Here is an 18,779-nt window from a genome sequence, read left to right on the forward strand (position 1 = left end):
CATGCTCGGCCGCATCATCGAGTGGTCGGTCCGCAACGTCTTCCTGATCGCGGTGATGACGCTGGCGGTGATCGCCGGCGGCGTCTACACGCTGCTGCGCACTCCGCTGGACGCGCAGCCGGATCTGTCCGACGTGCAGGTGATCGTGCTCACCGAGTATCCGGGGCAGGCGCCGCAGGTAGTCGAGGACCAGGTCACCTACCCGCTCACCAGCGCGCTGCTGTCGGTGCCGAAGTCGAAGGTGGTGCGCGGTTTCTCGTTCTTCGGCGCCTCGTTCGTCTACGTGATCTTCGAGGACGGCACCGACCTCTACTGGGCGCGCTCGCGCGTGCTCGAATACCTCAACTTCGCCTCGAAGAACCTGCCGGCCGGCGTCACCCCGAGCCTCGGGCCGGATGCCACCGGCGTCGGCTGGGTCTACCAGTACGTGCTGCAGAGCGACCGCCACTCGCTGGACGAGCTGCGCACGATGCAGGACTGGTATGTGCGCTACCAGCTCGCCAAGGCGCCGGGCGTGGCGGAGATCGCCAGCGTCGGCGGTTTCGTGCGCCAGTATTCGGTCACCGTCGATCCGGCGCGCCTGCGCGAGTACGGCATCCCGCTGGCGCGCGTGTCGCAGGTGGTGCGCGAGAGCAACCGCGATGTCGGCGGCCGCGTGGTCGAGATGGCCGAGACCGAATACATGGTGCGCGGCCGCGGCTACCTGCGTGGCGTGGAGGATATCGAGAACCTGGTGCTGAAGGCGGAGGGCGGCGCGCCGGTGCGCGTCGGCGACGTCGCCCACGTCGAACTGGTGCCGGACGAGCGCCGCGGCCTGGCCGAGCTCGACGGCGAAGGCGAGACGGTCGCCGGCATCGCGGTGGCGCGCTACGGCGAAAACGCGCTGGCGGTGATCCACGGCCTGAAGGAGAAGCTGGCCGAGATCCGCGGCGGCCTGCCCGCGGGCATCAGCCTGCGCACGGTGTACGACCGCTCCGAGCTGATCCACCGCGCGATTGCGACCCTGCGCACCACGCTGATCGAGGAGAGCCTGATCGTCGCGCTGGTCTGCCTGGTATTCCTGTTCCACGCCCGCAGCGCGCTGGTGGCGATCGTGATGCTGCCGGTCGGCGTGCTGATCGCGTTCATCGCCATGCGCGTGCTCGGACTCAACAGCAACATCATGAGCCTGGGCGGCATCGCCATCGCCATCGGCGCAATGGTGGACGCGGCGATCGTGATGATCGAGAACGCGCACAAGCACATCGAGCGCGACGACGGCACGCGCAGCCGCGCGCAACTGATCATCGACGCCTGCCGCGAGGTCGGCCCGGCGCTGTTCTTCAGCCTGATGATCATCACCGTCTCGTTCCTGCCGGTGTTCGCGCTGGAGGCGCAGGAAGGACGGCTGTTCCGGCCGCTGGCGTTCACCAAGACCTTCGCGATGGCCGGCGGCGCGCTGCTGTCGATCACGCTGGTGCCGGTGCTGATGCTGCTGTTCGTGCGCGGCCGGATCGTGCCGGAGGCGAAGAACCCGGTGAACCGCGTGCTGATCGCCGGCTACCGCCCGGTGATCAACGCGGTGCTGCGCCACAGGCTCGCCACCCTCGTGCTGGCGGTGGTCGCGCCGCTGGCCACGCTGTGGCCGGCATCGCGCCTGGGCAGCGAGTTCATGCCGACGCTCAACGAAGGCACCCTGCTCTACATGCCGGCCTCGCTGCCGGCGATGTCGGCGACCAAGGCGGCGCAACTGCTGCAACAGCAGGACCGCATCATCAGGAGCTTCCCCGAGGTCGAATCGGTGTTCGGCAAGGCCGGACGCGCCAACACCGCCACCGACCCCGCGCCGCTGGAGATGTTCGAGACCGTCATCAACCTCAAGCCCGAATCCGAATGGCGCGAGGGGATGACGGTGGACAAACTGATCGCCGAAATGGACCGCGCGCTGAGTTTCCCCGGCGTCGCCAACTCCTGGACCATGCCGATCAAGGCGCGCACCGACATGCTGGCCACCGGCATCCGCACGCCGGTCGGCATCAAGGTGTTCGGCCGCGACCTGGCGCAGATGGAGACGCTGGCGCGGCAGATCGAGGCGGCGGTGCGCAAGGTGCCGGGCACCACCAGCGCTTACGCCGAGCGGCTCACCGGCGGCTACTATCTCGACGTCGAACCCGACCGCGCGCGGCTGGCGCAGTACGGCGTCACGCCCGGCGAGCTGCAGGACGTGGTGGCGGCCGCGCTGGGCGGCGAGATGGTGACCACGCTGGTGCAGGGACGCGAGCGCTTCGGGCTGATCGTGCGCTACCCGCGCGAGCTGCGCGACGATCCGCAGCGCATCGCCGACAACGTGCTGGTGCCGACCATGGACGGCGCGCAGGTGCCGCTGGGCGAACTGGCCACGGTGGTGGTGCGCAAGGGTGCGCCCAGCATCCGGACCGAGAACGCGATGCTGTCGGCCTACATCTACGTCGACACCCGCGAGAGCGACATCGGCCGCTACGTGCGCGCCGCGCAGCAGGCGGTGGCCGAGTCGGTGAAGTTCCCGCCCGGCACGTACGCCACCTGGAGCGGGCAGTACGAGTACATGCAGCGCGCCGCGGCGAAGATGCGGATCGTGGTGCCGGTGACGCTGGCGCTGATCTTCCTGCTGCTGTACCTCAACTTCCGGCGCGTCACCGAATCGCTGATCGTGATGCTGTCGGTGCCGTTCGCGCTGGTGGGCGGCGTCTGGCTGATGTGGGCGCTCGACTACAACCTCAGCGTGGCGGTGGCGGTCGGCTTCATCGCACTGGCCGGCGTCGCCGCGGAAACCGGCGTGGTGATGCTGATCTATCTCGACCACGCGCTGGAAGCTCGCGCCGCGCAGCGCCAGGCCGAAGGCCGCTCGCTGGATGCCGGCGATCTGCGCGACGCGATCATCGAAGGCGCGGTCGACCGCGTGCGCCCGAAGATGATGACCGTGGTCGCGATCATGGCCGGCCTGCTGCCGATCATGTGGAGCAGCGGCACAGGCTCGGAAGTCATGCGCCGCATCGCCGCGCCGATGGTGGGCGGCATGGTGTCGTCGACGGTGCTGACGCTGGTGGTGATCCCGGCACTGTACTCGTTGATCAAGCAGCGGCAGCTGGCCAGGAAGCGGCCAATGGCTGCTGCGCTGCCGGCGGACGTGTCGTGATGTGGCCGACCTTCAACGCGCCAGGGCAAAGGCGGTCCGCGTGTGCGTTGACCCAAGCTTTAGCAGCTTGTTGAAATTCTCCCGCGCCAGAGCTTGCTTTCAAGCCCTCTGTTTGCGATATCGACCTCAGCCATAGTGGAGGGCGTGGGATGCGCGGTGCAGACGTCACTCAGGAATCGTTGTTCACGGTCGCCAAGCTCGCCGACTTCGTCCCGGCGAACCATCCGCTCCGATCCATTCGGGAGCTGGCCGATGAGGCGCTCAGGCGCATGAGCGGCCTGTTTTCGGCGCTGTACGCCGATACCGGCCGCGCCTCCATCGCGCCGGAGAAACTGATGCGGGCGCAGCTGCTGCAGCTGTTCTACTCGATCCGGAGCGAGCGGATGCTGATGGAGCAGCTCCACTACAACCTGCTGTTCCGCTGGTTCGTCGGTATCGCGATCGACGAGCCGGTCTGGGATCACTCCGTGTTCTCGAAGAACCGGGATCGTTTGAACGGAAACGAGGTGGCGAGCGAGTTTCTGGCCGAGGTGGTGCGGTTGGCGGAAAAGCGGGGCCTGATGTCGGACGAGCATTTCTCGGTCGACGGCACGCTGCTGCAGGCGTGGGCCTCGTACAAGAGCTTCCGTCCCAAGGATGGGACGCCGAAGGACCCACCGGGTGGTGGGCATCGCAACGCCCAGCCTGATTTCAAGGGTCAGAAGCGTCGCAACGAAACGCACGAATCGGCCAGCGATCCGGACGCCAGGCTTTACCGCAAGGGCAATACCGGGGCGCAGCTGAGCTACCAGGCCCATGTGCTCATGGAGCATCGCAGCGGCCTGGTGCGTGCAGCGTGTGTCACGCAGGCCAGCGGCCATGGTGAGCGTGACGCGGCGTTGGCGATGCTTGGTTCGCTGCGCGGCCGACGACGGCGCACGCTGGCCGCGGACAAGGGGTACGACACGGCGGACTTCGTCGCGGGCTGTCGGGCCATGGGTATCACCCCGCACGTTGCGCAGAACACCTCGCACCGCCGCAGCGCCATCGATGGCCGCACTACCCGACACGCCGGGTATGCGATCAGCCTGCGGACGCGCGCCTGGATCGAAACGCACTTCGGATGGCTCAAGGCGGCTGCCGGAATGCGTCAGGTCAAGCAGCGCGGCCTTACGAAGGTCGAGGTGCTGTTTCAGCTGGCGATGGCGGCGAGCAACCTCGTCCGCCTGCCGAAGCTGATCGCCGCGGGGGCCGCGTGATGGCGGCCCCGGCGGGGAAGGTGCGCCTGGAAGTCCGAAAGCGGGCTTGTTTCAGAGCGCGGGACGCGCTTGCGGAGCGCTTGAGCAGCGAGAAATCCGCGCTGCCGACCGAGTCGGGGGCTTCGCCGGGTCGAATTTCAACAGGCTGATAGGGGCCGCTTCGCCTTCAGTCGGTTGGGCGACGCCGAAGCTGAATTCTTGTTGGAGATATTGCTCGAGGGCATCGCCAAAAGTCTCCCGCAAGTGCTTCTCGGTGGCGGGGTCGAGCGCCATCCTCGCACCGTCCTCGCTGCCGGTCAACGCAGCCGCGCCGATCGCCCGGCCGCCGCTGGTTTCAATGTGGCCTCGCAGGCGTGCCAGGGTGCCCCGAGCGCGACGGCGTCGTCCACGATCAGTCAATCGCCAGGCTCGACCTTGCCATCGAACGCCGGCTGGAAGGCTAGGCGGTGGAAGGCACCGGCTCCCCCGCGTACGCGGTGATCAACCGATCTGGTGACGACGCTGCCGATGCTGGCGGTGTTCGAGCGGGGCGCGGACGGCGTCTGTGGCGTGACTAGGTGCCAGGGCGTGCAGAGTGTCGTCGTCGGGGATGGCAGCGGTGTCCATGCCGGCAAGCCTAAGGCCTGCCCCCGCCGGCGGCCATCGGCCGTGCTTGACATCTTCGTTTACAGGCGTAATCTCAAGCCACGATTACGGGTGTAAACGAACATGCAGATCAGCGAAGCCGAAAGCCTGGTGATGGAAGTGCTCTGGGAGCGCGCCCCGCGCAGCGCCGAGGACGTGATGGCGGAACTGGCCGCCAGCCGCGACTGGCGAGAGGGCACGGTGAAGACCCTGCTCAACCGCCTGCTGCGCAAGGGCGCGGTGCGGGCCGAGAAGGACGGCCGCCGCTACCTCTACCACCCGCTGATCAGCCGCGAGGACTGGGTGACGGGCCAGAGCCGGCACCTGCTGGACCGCCTTTTCGATGGCCGCCTGGCGCCGATGGTGGCGCACTTCTCGCGCAGCAAGGCGCTCAGCCGCAAGGACATCGCCGAACTGCGCAAGCTGCTGGAGGAACTCGACGATGGGCGCTGAGCTGCTGTCCACCCTGCTCTCCGCCGCGCTCGCCAACGCCGGCGCCATCCTGCTGGTGCTGGCCCTGCGCCGGCCGCTGCGCCGCCTGGCCGGTCCGCAGATCGCCTGCCTGGCCTGGCTCCTGGTGCCGCTGGCCACGCTGGCAGCCTGCCTGCCCACCCTGCCCACCTCCGGTGTCTTTGCCGGCGTCGAGGTGGCGCCGTTGCGGGCGACCGCGGCGATGGCCGGCGCCCACGCCTCCAGCTCCGGCTGGATTGCACCGGTGCTGGCCCTCTGGCTGGCCGGCGCCCTGGCGACAGCCACGCTGTTCGCGCTGCGGCAACGACGCCTGTCGGCCGACCTCGGACCAGCGGTGATCGGCCTGCTGCGCCCGCGCATCCTGCTGCCCGCCGATTTCGCCCACCGCTACAGCGCCGAAGAGCAGGCGCTGGTGCTGGCGCACGAGCAGGAACACCTGCGCCGCCGCGACCTGCCGGTGCAGGCCGTGTTCGCGGCCCTGCGCTGCCTGTTCTGGTTCAACCCGCTGGCGCACCTGGCCGCCGCCCGCCTGCGCTTCGACCAGGAGCTGGCCTGCGATGCCGCCGTGCTGGCCCGTCATCCCGGCGCACGCCGCCGTTACGGGGAAGCGCTGCTCAAGACCGAACTGGCCGACTTCGGACTCGCCGTCGGCTGCCCCTGGCAATCCGGCCATCCCCTCAAGGAGAGACTCGCCATGCTCAAGCGTTCCCTGCCCGGCGCCGCCCGCCGCCGTACCGGCCTCGGCCTGGTTGCCCTGCTCGCCGCCGCCACCAGCCTCACCGCCTGGGCCGGTGGCGATGTCGACGCCATGCCCTCGCCGCAGGGCGAGCTGGCGCCGCCGGTCTACCCGGCCTCCGCGCTGGAAGCCGAGCTGAGCGGCCGGGTCGTGCTGCACGTGCTGGTGGCGACCGATGGCTCGGTCAAGGACGTCAAGGTGGTGAATTCGGAGCCGTCGGGTGTGTTCGACCAGGCCGCGCTGGCAGCGGCGCGGCAGTGGCAGTTCAACCCGGGCAGCAAGGACGCCCAGGCGGTCGAGGCCTGGGTCGAGGTGCCGGTGGATTTCCGCGCCGACGGCATGCCGCCGGAAACGGCCAACTGAAGCCTCCGGGAACCGGCGGCAGGCGGCCGCCGGTTCCGGCACAATGGGCGGCCTTTCGCCACCCGCAGGCCGTCCGCCGCCCGATGTCCGGCTCCAGCAAGACCTCGTCCGAGCACACCCCGCTGATGAAGCAGTACTTCGCCGCCAAGGCGGAGTATCCGGACATCCTGCTGTTCTTCCGGATGGGCGATTTCTACGAGCTGTTCTACGACGACGCCCGCAAGGCGGCACGGCTGCTCGACATCACCCTGACCCAGCGCGGCAGTTCGGCCGGCCAGCCCATTCCGATGGCGGGCGTGCCGGTGCACGCCTACGGGGGTTATCTGGCGCGACTGGTGGCCCTGGGCGAATCGGTGGCGATCTGCGAGCAGATCGGCGACCCGGCCGCCAGCAAGGGCCTGGTCGAACGCAAGGTGGTGCGCATCGTCACCCCGGGCACGGTCACCGACGAGGCCCTGCTGCAGGAGCGGCGCGACACCCTGCTGCTGGCGATCAGCCGCGGCAAGGGCGGCTACGGCCTGGCCTGGGCCGATCTGGCCGGCGGCCGCTTCCTGGTCTCCGAGATCGGCAACGAGGACCTGCTGGCCGCCGAACTCGCGCGCCTCGACCCCGCCGAAACCCTGCTGCCGGACGAAGACGGCTGGCCGCCCTTCCTCGCCGCCCTGCCCGGCCTGCGCAGGCGTCCGCCCTGGGGTTTCGAGCCGGACGCCTGCCGCCGCCAGTTGCTGCGCTTCTTCGGCCTGCACGATCTTTCCGGTTTCGGCCTGGAGGATCGCCCGCTGGCCACCGGCGCCGCCGGTGCCCTGCTCGCCTACGTCGAGGAGACCCAGAAGCAGCGCCTGCCGCACCTGACCGCGATCGCCTTCGAGGCCGCCGACGACGGCATCGCCCTCAATGCCGCCACCCGCCGGCACCTGGAGCTGGACAGCCGCGCTGACGGCCGCGTCGAGCACACCTTGCTGGGCGTGCTCGATTCCAGCATCACGCCCATGGGCGGCCGCCTGCTGCGGCGCTGGCTGAACCGGCCGCTGCGCGACCGCCGGGTGCTGGGCCAGCGCCACCACGCCGTGGCCACGCTGATGGACAGCGGCGCCCACGAGGGACTGCGGGAGGATTTCCGCGGCCTGGGCGACGTCGAACGCATCCTCGCCCGCGTCGCCCTGCGCTCGGCGCGGCCGCGCGACCTCTCCACCCTGCGCGACGCTCTGGCGGCCTTGCCGGCCCTGCGCGAGCGCCTGGCGCCGCTGGATTCGCCGCGCCTGCAGGCCCTGCGCGCCGAGCTGGGCGAACACGGCGACATCGCCGCCCTGCTCGCCCGCGCCATCGTCCCGCAGCCGCCGGTGCTGATGCGCGACGGCGGCGTCATCGCCGAAGGCTTCGACGCCGAGCTCGACGAACTGCGTGCCCTCTCCACCAATGCCGACCGGTTTCTGGTGGACCTGGAAGCGCGCGAGAAGTCCGCCACCGGCATCCCGACCCTGAAGGTCGGCTACAACCGCGTGCACGGCTATTACATCGAGATCAGCAAGGGCCAGTCCGACAAGGCGCCGGCGCACTACACGCGCCGGCAGACGCTCACCGGCGCCGAGCGCTACATCACCGAGGAACTCAAGGCCTTCGAGGACAAGGTGCTCAGCGCCCGCGAACGCGCCCTGGCGCGCGAGAAGGCGCTGTACGACGAGCTGCTGGACGCACTCGACGCCCGCCTGGAGCCGCTCAAGCGCTGCGCCGCCGCCCTCAGCGAGCTGGACGTGCTGGCCGCCTTCGCCGAACGCGCCCTGGCCCTGGACTGGTCGCGGCCGGAGCTCACCGACACGCCCGGCCTGCGCATCGAACGCGGCCGCCACCCGGTGGTCGAAACGGTGCGCGAGGAACCCTTCGAGCCCAACGACCTGGTGCTGGACGAAGACCGCCGCATGCTGGTGATCACCGGTCCGAACATGGGCGGCAAGAGCACCTACATGCGGCAGAACGCCCTGATCGTGCTGCTGGCCCACATCGGCAGCTTCGTGCCGGCCAGCCGCGCGGTGATCGGCCCGATAGACCGCATCCTCACCCGCATCGGCGCCGGCGACGACCTGGCCCGCGGCCAGTCCACCTTCATGGTCGAGATGGCCGAGACCAGCTACATCCTCCACCACGCCACGCCCAACTCGCTGGTGCTGATGGACGAGATCGGCCGCGGCACCTCCACCTACGACGGCCTGGCCCTGGCCGAGGCCTGCGCCCGCCACCTGGCCCGGCACAACCGCGCCTACACGCTGTTCGCCACCCACTACTTCGAGCTGACCGCCCTGGCCGAACCGGGCAGCGGCGTCGCCAACGTGCACCTGGACGCGGTCGAGCACGGCGACCGGCTGGTGTTCATGCACGCGGTCAAGGAAGGCCCGGCCAACCGCAGTTTCGGCCTGCAGGTGGCGGCCCTGGCCGGCCTGCCACGCCAGGTGGTGGAACAGGCCCGGCACACCCTGGCCGGGCTGGAGCGGCGCGGCGCGCCCGGCGCCGTCGCGCGCATGGATCCGGCAACTCTGGAGCAGCCGCAGCAGATGGGCCTGTTCGCCGCCGCCCGCTCGCCGGCACTCGACGCGCTGGAGGCAATCGAACCGGACGAGCTCACGCCAAAACAGGCGCTGGAAGCCCTGTACCGGTTGAAGCAGTTGCTCTGAGGTGCGCGCGGCCAGGCAACGCGCCGCTACAGCGCATCCAGGTCGCCCAGGGCCCGGATCAGCCGGCGGGCGCGCTTGTCGGGTTTGCTGCGCGGCGGCTGGTAACCGGCCATGGCGGCGCGGCGCTCGGCCGCGGCCGCCGCGCGCGCCAGGCGCGAAGCCTCGGATTCCTCGTACAGCTGCCGGGCCTCCGCAGCCGGCCCACGCCGCTCGCTCAAGCCAAGCACCTGGACCTCGAAGACCTCGTCTCCGCGGCGGATGCGCAACTGGTCGCCCGGGCGCAACGGCCGCGCCGGCTTCGCCGCCTGGCCGCCGACCTCGACCTTGCCGCCGGCGACCGCCTGCTTGGCCAGGGCGCGGGTCTTGAAGAAGCGTGCCGCCCACAGCCAGACGTCCAGGCGCACAGCAGCGACATCAGTCACGCGCGGACTCCGTCAGCTCGTCCAGCCGCCGGACCATCCGCTCGAGGCGTGGCGACGCCAGCCCGCCGTAACGGTCGTCCAACGACTTGAGGATGGCCGCGCTGGCCGGCAGATCGCCCGCCGCCATGTTGGCCTCCGCCCGGTCCAGTTCGGCGGCAATCCCGGCCTGCAACGCGCTTCGGCAGGCCTCGTGGTCCGGCCCCGGGACAACCGGCCGCTCGAGCGCGTCCAGGGCCAGCCGCAGCGCACGTCCACCCGGAACCCAATGGTCCAGCCGTGGCGGCGACCGCAGGACGACGCCCGCCAGGCAATAGGCGTCGAAACTTTCCCGGGTGCGGGCGTCCTTGGCGCGGTTGGGCAGATCCTGGCTGCCGGTGGCGAAGACCACCCGGCTACGGGTCTGGAACAGCGCCATGAGTTCCGGCGGCGAAGGCACCAGGCCGTCTTCGCCCAAGGGATCGGAACCGCCCACCAGCAGGACGCCGCGGAACAGGTCCGGCCAGCCCATGGCCAGCCGCTGCGCCACCCGGCTGCCGCCGGAAAAGCCGGCCACGTAGACACGCTCCCGATCGACCCGGTACTCGGCCAGCACATGCGCCAGACCGTGAAGGGCCAGCGGAATGCGCCTTTTCAGGACGTTCTGCGTGTTGCCCGAACGGTGGGCGGCGACGTAGATCAGGCCGCGACGTTCCAGTTCCAGGCGCCAGTCCCGCGTCAGCGGAAACTGCGCCACCGGAGCCACGAACACCAGCACGCCGTAGCCGCCTTCCGGCTCGTGCGCGGGCACCACCAGGTCGTAACGCTCCGCGGCGAGGTCCACATCGTGCTCGCGCAGGGCGATCGCGTCGCGCTCGGACAGCCTGAGCACCCGATCATGGGTCACCGGGCTGAGGACGCGCCTGGAGACCTCCAGCGCAGTACCGAAATCCGCGTAATGCGTCAGCACCACGCCCTGTTCCGGGTCCGTGGACGCCGATGCGGCCGGCAGCCACGCCAGCAGCACGAGGAAGAGCGGAATGCGGACGGCAAGACGCATGGCCGAAGCCTAGCGCCGCCGGCCGTCATGCGCACCTGCCCGGAAACGCGACGGCCACCGCGAGGGTGGCCGTCGGCATGGCTTGCGGCGGAGACCTGGATCAATCGGCGTTGCGGGCCGCCAGGTCCTCGCGGATGCGGGCCTTCTTGCCTTCCAGGCCGCGCAGGTAATACAGCTTGCCCTGGCGCACCTTGCCGCGGCGCTTGACCACCACCGAATCAATGGCCGGGCTGTGGGTCTGGAACACGCGCTCGACGCCGAAGCCGTGGGAAATCTTGCGGACGGTGAAGGAGGAGTTCAGGCCGGCATTCTTGATCGCGATGACCACGCCTTCGTAGGCCTGCACGCGCTCGCGGTTGCCTTCCTTCACCTTTACGTTGACGACGACGGTGTCGCCCTGGCTGAACGCCGGCAGCTCGCGCTTGATCTGCTCGGCCTCGAACTGCTGCAGCAGGGTGTGGATGCTCATGATGGGACGCCTCTGATGGTTGTTGTCGTGCGTGCCAGAGGCCCGGAGGTCCGTGCGTGGCTCATGGAAAGCGCGGCAGTATAGCCGGCAAGCCATTGAAATGGAAGGACTACCCCTGCCCGGCCGGGTGCGCCGCCCGCCATTCGGCGATGAACTCGGCCAGCAGGGTCCGGTCGGCGGGGCTCAGCCGGGTCCGGGCCAGCAGGTCGGGCCGGCGCAGCCAGGTCCGGCCGAGGCTCTGGCGGCGGCGCCAGCGGGCGATGGCGGCGTGGTCGCCGGACAGCAGCACCGCCGGCACCCCCTCGGTGCCCCAGGCCTCGGAACGGGTGTAGTGCGGGCAGTCCAGCAGGCCGTCCTCGAAGCTGTCCTGCTCGGCCGAGGCGGCGTCGTTCAGGGCGCCCTCCTGCAGCCGGCCGACCGCGTCCACCAGCACCGCCGCGGCCAGCTCGCCGCCGGAGAGCACGTAGTCGCCGATGGACAGTTCCTCGTCCACCTCGCGCTCGATGAAACGCTCGTCCAGGCCCTCGTAGCGGCCGCAGAGCAGGATCAGCCGGGGCTGGGCCGCCAGCTCGCGGACCTTGGCCTGGGTCAGGCGCGGGCCCTGGGGGCTGAGCAGGATGACCCGGGCCGGAGCCGGATCGGCGGCGCGGGCGGCCGCCAGGCAGGCGCCCAGGGGCTCGGGCAGCATGACCATGCCGGGCCCGCCGCCGAAGGGGCGGTCGTCCACCCGGCGATAGTTGTCGGTGGCGTAGTCGCGCGGATTCCAGGCTTGCACCTGCAGCAGGCCGCGCTCGCGCGCCCGGCCGACCACCCCGACCGAGGTCGCCTGGTCGATGAAGTCCGGAAACAGGCTCAGCACATCGATGCGCACGGCCTAGAACTCCGGGTCCCAGTCGACGACGATGCGGCCACCCTCGAGGTCCACGGACTTGATGTACTGGTCCATCACGAAGGGCAGCAGGCGTTCGCGCTCGCCCTGCACCACCATCACGGCGTTGGCACCGTTGTCGAACAGGTGCGAGACGGTGCCCAGGGCCACGCCCTCGGTGGTTTCCACCGCCAGGCCCTCGAGATCCACCCAGTAGTACTGGCCCGGCGGCAGCGCCGGCAGGCGCTCGCGCGGCACCCAGATCTCGGCGCCGCGCAGGGCCTCGGCCTGGTCGCGGTCCTCGATGCCGGGGATGACGGCCAGCACGTGCTTGCCGGTGTCGCGGCCACGCACGCCGGCGACTTCGCGCTCGCTGTCGCCGGCGCGAAGGGTCCAGGGCTGGTACTCGAACAGGGCGGCGCGGGGTTCGGTCCAGGACAGCAGCCGGACTTCGCCGCGCACGCCGAAGGCGCCGACGACCCTGCCCAGCAGGATGCGGCGCCCCTCACTCATGTCGTGATGCCCCTGGCGGAACGGGGCGGGCGGCTCAGGCCGACGCCTGGGCCGAGGCTTCCTTGACCAGCGCGGCGACCTTGTCGGTCAGCTGGGCGCCGTGCGAGACCCAGTGCTTCACGCGCTCGGTGTCGATCTCCACGCGCTTCTCGTTGCCCTGGGCGACCGGGTTGTAATAGCCCAGGCGCTCGAGCGCGCGACCGTCGCGCTTGTTGCGCGAGTCGGTGACGACGACGTGGTAGAAGGGGCGCTTCTTGGCGCCACCGCGGGTCAGACGGATCTTGACCATGTGGGTTTGCTCTGTAGTTCTAGGACTGGAAACCCGGCCGGGACCCGGCCGGGGGAATCGCGGATTGTAAGCCCTTGCCGGACCGAAAGATACCCCGCCGGTGGCCTGCGGCCGGCCAAGATCCCGCGGGGCCGGTCCGGAGACCGCCCCCTCGGGCCGGGCCGGCGCCGGGACGCCGCCTCAGCGGCCGGGGAACCCACCCGGGAAGCCGCCGCCCAGCATGCCCTTCATGCCCCGCAGCAGGCCCTTCATGCCGCCCCGGGACAGCTTGGACATCATCTTCTCCATCTGCTGGTACTGCTTGAGCAGGCGGTTGACCTCGGCCGGGCTGGTGCCGGAGCCGCGAGCGATGCGGGCCCGGCGCGAGCCGTTGAGCAGGCCGGGATTGCGCCGCTCCTTCGGGGTCATGGAGTTGATGATGGCGACCATGCGCGGCACTTCCTTGCCGGTGACCTGGTTTTTCACGTGCTCGGGCACCTGGCCCATGCCCGGCAGCTTGTCCATCAGGCCGTGCAGGCCTCCCATGTTCTGCATCTGCTGCAGCTGGTCGCGCATGTCCTCCAGGTCGAAGCGCTTGCCCTTGGCGACCTTGGCGGCCAGCTTGGCGGCCTTGTCCTTGTCCACCTGCTGCTCGACCTGCTCGACCAGGCTGAGCACGTCGCCCATGTCGAGGATGCGGTTGGCGGCGCGGTCGGGGTGGAAGACGTCCAGGCCGTCGGGCTTTTCGCCGACGCCGACGAACTTGATCGGCTGGCCGGTGACGTAGCGCACGCTGAGCGCGGCGCCGCCGCGGGCGTCGCCGTCGGTCTTGGTCAGCACCACGCCGGTCAGCGGCAGCGCCTCGGCGAAGGCCCTGGCGGTGTTGGCCGCGTCCTGGCCGGTCATCGCGTCCACCACGAACAGGGTCTCGACCGGCCTGGCCACCGCATGCAGGGCCTTGATCTCGGCCATCATGGCCTCGTCCACGGCCAGGCGGCCGGCGGTGTCCACCAGCAGCACGTCCACGAAGGTCCTGCGCGCCTCCTCGATGGCGGCGCGCACGATGTCTTCCGGCTTCTGGTCCGGGCTGGACGGAAAGAAGGCCACCCCGACCTGGCCAGCCAGGGTGCGCAACTGCTCGATGGCAGCCGGGCGGTAGACGTCGGCGCTGACCACCAGCACCTTCTTCTTGTGCCGCTCCTTCAGGAACTTGCCCAGCTTGCCGACGGTTGTGGTCTTGCCGGCGCCCTGCAGGCCGGCCATCAGGATCACCGCCGGCGCCGGCACCTCGAGCTTGAGCTCGCTGGCGCTGGAACCCATCACCGCCGCCAGCTCGTCGCGCACCACCTTGATCAGGGCCTGGCCAGGGGTGAGGCTGGACAGCACTTCCCGGCCGACCGCGCGCGCCTTGATGCGCTCGATCAGGGCGGCCACCACCGGAAGGGCCACGTCGGCCTCGAGCAGGGCAATGCGCACCTCGCGGGTGGCCTCGCGGATGTTCTCCTCGGTCAGGCGGCCGCGGCCGCGCAGGCGCTGGAGGGTGCCGGACAGGCGCTGGGTCAGCGACTCGAACATGGACGGGATGGCTCGGAAAGGGGCGCGAAGTATAGCGTGCCGGCCCTGAAGCCCCGGCCGGGACGCCCGGCCAGTCGAGAACCGTTCTCGACACGCCGGCACTGTGCGAGACTTGCGCCATGCCCAACCTCGCCCTCGGCCTCGCCGCCTTCGTCCTGTACGCCCTGGCTGGCTGGCTGCTCGGCCGGCGCGCCCGCGACAGCGAGCAGGCCGACCGGCAGTACTGGTTGCTGCCGGCCCTGGCCGCCCTGGCCCTGCACGCCGCCCTCCACGCGCTGTCCTGGCAGCAGGCCGGCGGCGCCGACCTGCGCTTCTTTCCGGCCCTGTCCCTGGTCGGCCTGGGCATGGCGGCGCTGACCACCGGTTTCGGCCCGGCCCAGCGCATCGAAAGCCTGGGCATCGTGGTCTTCCCGCTGGCCGGCCTGGTGCTGCTGCCGGCGGCCCTGTCGCCCGGCCATGCCCCGGAAACCCTGAGCTGGCCGTTGCAACTGCACGCCGCCCTGGCCCTGCTGGCCTACGCCACCCTGGCGATCGCCACCCTGCTGGCGCTGATGCTGTGGCTGCAGGACCGCGCCCTGCGCCGGCACCAGTTCGGCGGCTGGCTGCGTCTGCTGCCGCCGCTGACCCAGCTGGAATCACTGATGTTCCGCAGCCTGGGCGCCGCCTTCGTGCTGCTGGGCCTGGCCCTGCTGACCGGCGTGCTCTTCGTCGCCGACCTCTTCGCCCAGCACCTGGTGCACAAGACGGTGCTGTCCATCCTGTCCTGGACCGTCCTCGCCATCCTCCTCTTCGGCCGCTGGCGCTGGGGCTGGCGCGGGCCGAGGGCGGTCAAGCTGACCCTGCTGGCGATGCTGCTGCTGCTGCTGGCCTTCTTTGGCAGCAAGTTCGTCTTGGAGTTGGTGTTGCGGCGGGGTTGAGTCGGCTCGACTGCTGCGTCGAGGCGGGCCGTAGCACCGGCGAGATCTCGTGCATTTCGTGTATGCGAAACGTCGTACCGACTGGCAAACCAGGGCGGGGACGGGCGTGTTGATCGACTGTCAGGGCCGTTTGTCATGCGCTAGCGGAGCGGCAATCGCGAGGAATCTACCAGCCCATACATCGCATGGTCCTGCACCCGCCCGCCCCGTATCGCCTTCGCCTTCTGCACACCCTCGAGCACGAACCCCGCCTTCTCCAGCACCCGGCATGAGGCTACGTTCCCGGTGACGACGAAGGCATTGAGGCGCAACAGGTTCCAGCGCGCCATCATCGCCGGCACGAAGGCGCGGACGGCGGCGGTGGCGATGCCGCGGCCCCAGGCGGCCTCACCCAGCCAGTAGCCGAGTTCGCCGCTGTGGGCGTATTCGTTCTCGCCGCGGCGGATGCCTATTCCGCCCATGGCCTCGCCGTCCACTTCGATGGCATAGGCTTCCGGGTCATCCTGGCCTTCGAGGAAGTCGAACCAGGCATCGGCCGCTTCACAGGTGTAGGGATGCGGGAAGCGCGTCGAGGTGTAGCGCGCCACGTTCGGGCTGTTGGCGTGCCGCACCAGCGCGTCACGGTCGCTGCGCACCCAGGGGCGGATGCGGCCGAGTCCGAAATCGATGTCCAGGGGCGCGTTCACCCGGCAGCCTCCAGGGCCTCGGCCAGGCGTTCCACCGCGATCACCTCCATCTCCTTGTAGGCGCCCTTCCTGGGCGCGTTCGCCCGCGGCACGATGGCGCGGCGGAACCCATGGGTGGCGGCCTCCTTCAGGCGCTCCTCGCCGTTTGGCACCGGGCGGATCTCGCCACTGAGGCCGACCTCGCCGAAGGCGATCATCTTTTCCGGCAGCGGCCGGTCGCGCAGCGAGCTGAGCACGGCCAGCAGCACCGGCAGGTCGGCGGCGGTTTCCTGCACGCGGATGCCCCCGACCACGTTCACGAACACGTCCTGGTCGAACACCGCCACGCCGCCATGCCGGTGCAGCACCGCCAGCAGCATGGCCAGGCGGTTCTGCTCCAGACCGAGGGCGACGCGGCGCGGATTGGCCAGCGGCGACTGGTCCACCAGCGCCTGCACTTCCACCAGCAGTGGCCGCGTGCCCTCGCGCGTCACCATCACGGCGCTGCCCGGCTGGGCCGTGCTCGAGCCGCTGAGGAAGATGGCGGAAGGATTGGGCACCTCGCGCAGGCCGCGGTCGCCCATGGCGAACACGCCCAGCTCGTTGACGGCGCCGAAGCGGTTCTTGAAGGCGCGCAGCACGCGGAAACGCGAGCCGGATTCGCCCTCGAAGTACAGCACCGCGTCCACCATGTGCTCGAGCACGCGCGGGCCGGCGATGCCGCCCTCCTTGGTGACATGGCCGACCAGGAAGACCGAGGTGCCGGTTTCCTTGGCGAAGCGCACCAGCCTGGCCGCGCTCTCGCGCACCTGGCTGACCGAGCCGGGCGCGGCGGTGAGCAGTTCGCTCCACAGGGTCTGGATGGAATCGGCCACCAGCAGCCGCGGCGCCGGTTTGGCCGAAGCGGCCTGCGCCAGGATCTTCTCGACGCAGGTCTCGGCCAGGGCCTGCAGGTTGTCGATGGGCAGGCCCAGGCGCTGCGCCCGCCCCGCCACCTGGGCCAGGCTTTCCTCGCCGGTGACGTACAGGGCCGGCCGCTGCGCCGACATCTGCGCCATCGCCTGCAGCAGCAGGGTGGACTTGCCGATGCCCGGGTCGCCGCCGACCAGCACCACCGAGCCGTCCACCAGGCCACCGCCCAGCACCCGGTCGAGCTCGCCGATGCTGGTGGAGGTGCGCGACTCGGCCGCCTGGCTGACGTCCCTGAGGGCGGTGATGCCGGCCGTTTCCTGCCGGCCGGCCCAGCTGCCGTGCCGGGCCGCCGCCGGGGCGGCGCCCTTGCCGGCCGCGGCGGGCTCGACCACATAGCTGCTCAGGGTGTTCCAGGCGCCGCAGTCGCCGCACTGGCCCTGCCACTGGGTGAAGGAGGCGCCGCAGTCGGAGCAGACATAGGCGGTCTTGGCCTTGGCCATGGGTGAGACATCCGTATCCGTGGGTGAGCAAGGGTAAACCGGGGCCCGTCCCGTTCCGTGAGACAGCCGCCCGGCAGCCTGTCGGGGAAGCGCCGGCGGGGACTGGCCGGCGCCATGGATAGCACATATATTTGTGCCATGGAAACCCTGACCGCCCGCCAGCAGGCCATCCTCGACTTCATCGCCCGCCAGGTCGCCGAGCACGGCCTGCCGCCGACCCTGGCCGAGATCGCCCGGGAGTTCGGCTTCCGCCAGCCGCGTTCGGCCCAGTCGCACCTGCAGGCCCTGGAAGCCAAGGGCGTGCTGCGCCTGCTGCCGGGCAAGTCGCGCGGCATCCGCCTGGCCAATCCGCCGCCGCCGGCCGACGGGCTGTCACTGCCGGTGCTGGGCAAGGTGGCCGCCGGCGAGCCCATCGGCGATGCCGAGCCCGAGGGCCGGCTGCTGCTCGACCGCGCCCTGTTCTTCCCCAGGCCCGACTACCTGCTGCGGGTGCGCGGCGATTCCATGCGCGACGACGGCATCTTCGACGGCGACCTGATCGCCGTGCACCGCACGCCCGAGGCGCACGACGGGCAGATCGTCGTGGCGCGCCTGGACGGCGAGCTGACGGTCAAGCGCCTGCGCCGGCGCCGCGACCGCATCCAGCTGCTGCCGCGCAATCCCGACCACGCGCCCATCGAGGTGCTGCCCGGCACGGTCTTCGCCATCGAAGGCGTGTACTGCGGCCTGGTGCGGCAGGGCTGAGCGGGAGCCGGACATGGGCGCCGTCCTTTCCCTGCACGACCTGATGGCGGAGCGCCGGCTCTGGCGCGGCCGCCCGGCGGAGCCATCGGCACCCGGCCGCGAACCCACCGGCCACGCCGCCCTCGATGCCGTGCTGCCCGGCGGCGGCTGGCCCGAGGGCGCGCTCACCGAAGTGCTGATTCCCGCCGACGGCATCGGCGAACTGGAACTGCTGCTGCCCAGCCTGGCGCGCATCAGCCGCGCCGGCCGGCCGGTGGTCTGGGTGCAGCCGCCCTACCTGCCCTACGCGCCGGCCCTGGCGCGGGCCGGGCTGGACCTGCGCCGCATCTGGGTGGTCGAGGCCGGCGCCGACCAGGCCGCCTGGGCCCTGGAGCAATGCCTGCGCAGCGGCGCCTGCGGGGCCGTGCTCGGCTGGCCGGCCGGCCTGGGCGACCGGCAGCTGCGCCGGCTGCAGGTGGCGGCGGAAACCGGCCAATGCCTGGGCTTCCTGTTCCGGCCGCTGTCGGCGGCCCGCAATCCCTCGCCGGCCGCCCTGCGCCTGCAGTTCGAGGGCGAAGGCCTGCGCGTGCTCAAGTGCCGCGGCGCCCAGCCGCCGGCCACGCCGCTGCCCTGGCCCGCCCGGCCCCTGCACTGAGGCG

At 70.7% G+C, this 18,779-nt stretch carries 18 protein-coding genes; 8 read left to right on the top strand and 10 right to left on the bottom strand.

Translation table 11 applies throughout. The features are described from left to right. Window position 1 precedes the first annotated feature (1 nt). Both F0415_RS03375 and F0415_RS03380 read left to right on the top strand, forming a co-directional pair. On the top strand, window positions 2-3,154 hold the full coding sequence (locus F0415_RS03375; protein WP_149859780.1) for an efflux RND transporter permease subunit: 3,153 nt from the start codon (window positions 2-4) through the stop codon (window positions 3,152-3,154). Window positions 3,155-3,303: 149 nt separating this feature from the next. Then, window positions 3,304-4,392, top strand: coding sequence for an IS5 family transposase (locus F0415_RS03380; RefSeq protein WP_149859781.1), 1,089 nt, complete (start codon window positions 3,304-3,306; stop codon window positions 4,390-4,392). Window positions 4,393-4,443: 51 nt separating this feature from the next. On the opposite strand, the gene F0415_RS03385 is transcribed toward F0415_RS03380, so the two are convergent. Further along, window positions 4,444-4,665, bottom strand: a complete 222-nt coding sequence (locus F0415_RS03385; protein WP_149859782.1) for a hypothetical protein — start codon at window positions 4,663-4,665, stop codon at window positions 4,444-4,446. A gap of 435 nt (window positions 4,666-5,100) precedes the next feature. Here F0415_RS03385 and F0415_RS03390 point away from each other — a divergent pair, with 435 nt between their 5' ends. From F0415_RS03390 to mutS, 3 genes are all read left to right on the top strand, one after another. Then, the gene (locus F0415_RS03390; protein ID WP_149859783.1) at window positions 5,101-5,469 is read left to right on the top strand and encodes a BlaI/MecI/CopY family transcriptional regulator; all 369 of its coding nucleotides are present in this window, start codon (window positions 5,101-5,103) and stop codon (window positions 5,467-5,469) included. Next, window positions 5,459-6,586: a TonB family protein gene (locus F0415_RS03395; RefSeq protein WP_149859784.1), complete on the top strand. Its 1,128-nt coding sequence runs from the start codon at window positions 5,459-5,461 to the stop codon at window positions 6,584-6,586. Before F0415_RS03390 ends, F0415_RS03395 begins: the two co-directional genes overlap by 11 nt. Before the next feature lie 83 nt (window positions 6,587-6,669). Next, a complete protein-coding gene (gene mutS / locus F0415_RS03400; RefSeq protein WP_149859785.1) occupies window positions 6,670-9,252 on the top strand; it encodes a DNA mismatch repair protein MutS in 2,583 nt (860 codons plus the stop codon). Window positions 9,253-9,278: 26 nt separating this feature from the next. Here mutS and F0415_RS03405 read toward each other — a convergent pair whose 3' ends face one another. The 7 genes from F0415_RS03405 to ffh form a co-directional block, all read right to left on the bottom strand. After that, window positions 9,279-9,674, bottom strand: a complete 396-nt coding sequence (locus F0415_RS03405; protein ID WP_149859786.1) for an RNA-binding S4 domain-containing protein — start codon at window positions 9,672-9,674, stop codon at window positions 9,279-9,281. Continuing rightward, a complete protein-coding gene (locus tag F0415_RS03410) occupies window positions 9,667-10,710 on the bottom strand; it encodes an alpha/beta hydrolase family protein (RefSeq protein ID WP_149859787.1) in 1,044 nt (347 codons plus the stop codon). Before F0415_RS03410 ends, F0415_RS03405 begins: the two co-directional genes overlap by 8 nt. Before the next feature lie 100 nt (window positions 10,711-10,810). Further along, the gene (gene rplS, locus F0415_RS03415; protein WP_149859788.1) at window positions 10,811-11,179 is read right to left on the bottom strand and encodes a 50S ribosomal protein L19; all 369 of its coding nucleotides are present in this window, start codon (window positions 11,177-11,179) and stop codon (window positions 10,811-10,813) included. Between the two features lie 109 nt (window positions 11,180-11,288). Then, complete coding sequence (gene trmD / locus F0415_RS03420; protein ID WP_149859789.1) at window positions 11,289-12,050, bottom strand: tRNA (guanosine(37)-N1)-methyltransferase TrmD; 762 nt, start codon at window positions 12,048-12,050, stop codon at window positions 11,289-11,291. Window positions 12,051-12,053: 3 nt separating this feature from the next. After that, window positions 12,054-12,560 (bottom strand): ribosome maturation factor RimM, encoded by a 507-nt coding sequence (gene rimM, locus F0415_RS03425; protein ID WP_149859790.1) that lies wholly within the window; start codon window positions 12,558-12,560, stop codon window positions 12,054-12,056. A gap of 34 nt (window positions 12,561-12,594) precedes the next feature. Further along, a complete protein-coding gene (rpsP, locus tag F0415_RS03430) occupies window positions 12,595-12,849 on the bottom strand; it encodes a 30S ribosomal protein S16 (RefSeq protein ID WP_149859791.1) in 255 nt (84 codons plus the stop codon). Between the two features lie 180 nt (window positions 12,850-13,029). Continuing rightward, on the bottom strand, window positions 13,030-14,403 hold the full coding sequence (ffh, locus tag F0415_RS03435; RefSeq protein ID WP_149859792.1) for a signal recognition particle protein: 1,374 nt from the start codon (window positions 14,401-14,403) through the stop codon (window positions 13,030-13,032). 119 nt (window positions 14,404-14,522) lie between these two features. On the opposite strand from ffh, the gene F0415_RS03440 reads away from it, so the two are divergent. Next, a complete protein-coding gene (locus tag F0415_RS03440; protein ID WP_149859793.1) occupies window positions 14,523-15,320 on the top strand; it encodes a cytochrome C assembly family protein in 798 nt (265 codons plus the stop codon). A gap of 140 nt (window positions 15,321-15,460) precedes the next feature. Here F0415_RS03440 and F0415_RS03445 read toward each other — a convergent pair whose 3' ends face one another. Together F0415_RS03445 and radA are read right to left on the bottom strand one after the other, a co-directional pair. Next, window positions 15,461-16,006 carry a GNAT family N-acetyltransferase gene (locus F0415_RS03445; protein WP_149859794.1) on the bottom strand — a complete coding sequence of 182 codons (546 nt, stop codon included), beginning with the start codon at window positions 16,004-16,006 and terminating at the stop codon, window positions 15,461-15,463. Beyond that, entirely contained in the window at window positions 16,003-17,397 is a 1,395-nt protein-coding gene (radA, locus tag F0415_RS03450) for a DNA repair protein RadA (protein WP_149859795.1), read from the bottom strand. Before radA ends, F0415_RS03445 begins: the two co-directional genes overlap by 4 nt. Window positions 17,398-17,535: 138 nt before the next feature. Between radA and lexA the strand changes: the two genes are divergently transcribed. Together lexA and imuA are read left to right on the top strand one after the other, a co-directional pair. Continuing rightward, the gene (gene lexA / locus F0415_RS03455) at window positions 17,536-18,141 is read left to right on the top strand and encodes a transcriptional repressor LexA (RefSeq protein WP_149859796.1); all 606 of its coding nucleotides are present in this window, start codon (window positions 17,536-17,538) and stop codon (window positions 18,139-18,141) included. A gap of 13 nt (window positions 18,142-18,154) precedes the next feature. Continuing rightward, entirely contained in the window at window positions 18,155-18,775 is a 621-nt protein-coding gene (imuA, locus tag F0415_RS03460; protein WP_149859797.1) for a translesion DNA synthesis-associated protein ImuA, read from the top strand. The last annotated feature ends 4 nt before the right edge of the window (window positions 18,776-18,779 follow it).

It is taken from the genome of Arenimonas fontis (assembly GCF_008386465.1).
Classification (GTDB): Bacteria; Pseudomonadota; Gammaproteobacteria; order Xanthomonadales; family Xanthomonadaceae; genus Arenimonas; species Arenimonas fontis.

Bases quoted from the DNA above. Each gene is read 5' to 3' on its own strand.
- radA (WP_149859795.1), bottom strand. From the start codon at position 17,397: ATGGCCAAGGCCAAGACCGCCTATGTCTGCTCCGACTGCGGCGCCTCC.
- F0415_RS03440 (WP_149859793.1), top strand. From the start codon at position 14,523: ATGCCCAACCTCGCCCTCGGCCTCGCCGCCTTCGTCCTGTACGCCCTG.
- imuA (WP_149859797.1), top strand. From the start codon at position 18,155: ATGGGCGCCGTCCTTTCCCTGCACGACCTGATGGCGGAGCGCCGGCTC.
- F0415_RS03375 (WP_149859780.1), top strand. From the start codon at position 2: ATGCTCGGCCGCATCATCGAGTGGTCGGTCCGCAACGTCTTCCTGATC.
- F0415_RS03395 (WP_149859784.1), top strand. From the start codon at position 5,459: ATGGGCGCTGAGCTGCTGTCCACCCTGCTCTCCGCCGCGCTCGCCAAC.
- lexA (WP_149859796.1), top strand. From the start codon at position 17,536: ATGGAAACCCTGACCGCCCGCCAGCAGGCCATCCTCGACTTCATCGCC.
- rpsP (WP_149859791.1), bottom strand. From the start codon at position 12,849: ATGGTCAAGATCCGTCTGACCCGCGGTGGCGCCAAGAAGCGCCCCTTC.
- F0415_RS03380 (WP_149859781.1), top strand. From the start codon at position 3,304: ATGCGCGGTGCAGACGTCACTCAGGAATCGTTGTTCACGGTCGCCAAG.
- mutS (WP_149859785.1), top strand. From the start codon at position 6,670: ATGTCCGGCTCCAGCAAGACCTCGTCCGAGCACACCCCGCTGATGAAG.
- rplS (WP_149859788.1), bottom strand. From the start codon at position 11,179: ATGAGCATCCACACCCTGCTGCAGCAGTTCGAGGCCGAGCAGATCAAG.
- F0415_RS03410 (WP_149859787.1), bottom strand. From the start codon at position 10,710: ATGCGTCTTGCCGTCCGCATTCCGCTCTTCCTCGTGCTGCTGGCGTGG.
- ffh (WP_149859792.1), bottom strand. From the start codon at position 14,403: ATGTTCGAGTCGCTGACCCAGCGCCTGTCCGGCACCCTCCAGCGCCTG.
- F0415_RS03385 (WP_149859782.1), bottom strand. From the start codon at position 4,665: ATGGCGCTCGACCCCGCCACCGAGAAGCACTTGCGGGAGACTTTTGGC.
- rimM (WP_149859790.1), bottom strand. From the start codon at position 12,560: ATGAGTGAGGGGCGCCGCATCCTGCTGGGCAGGGTCGTCGGCGCCTTC.
- F0415_RS03390 (WP_149859783.1), top strand. From the start codon at position 5,101: ATGCAGATCAGCGAAGCCGAAAGCCTGGTGATGGAAGTGCTCTGGGAG.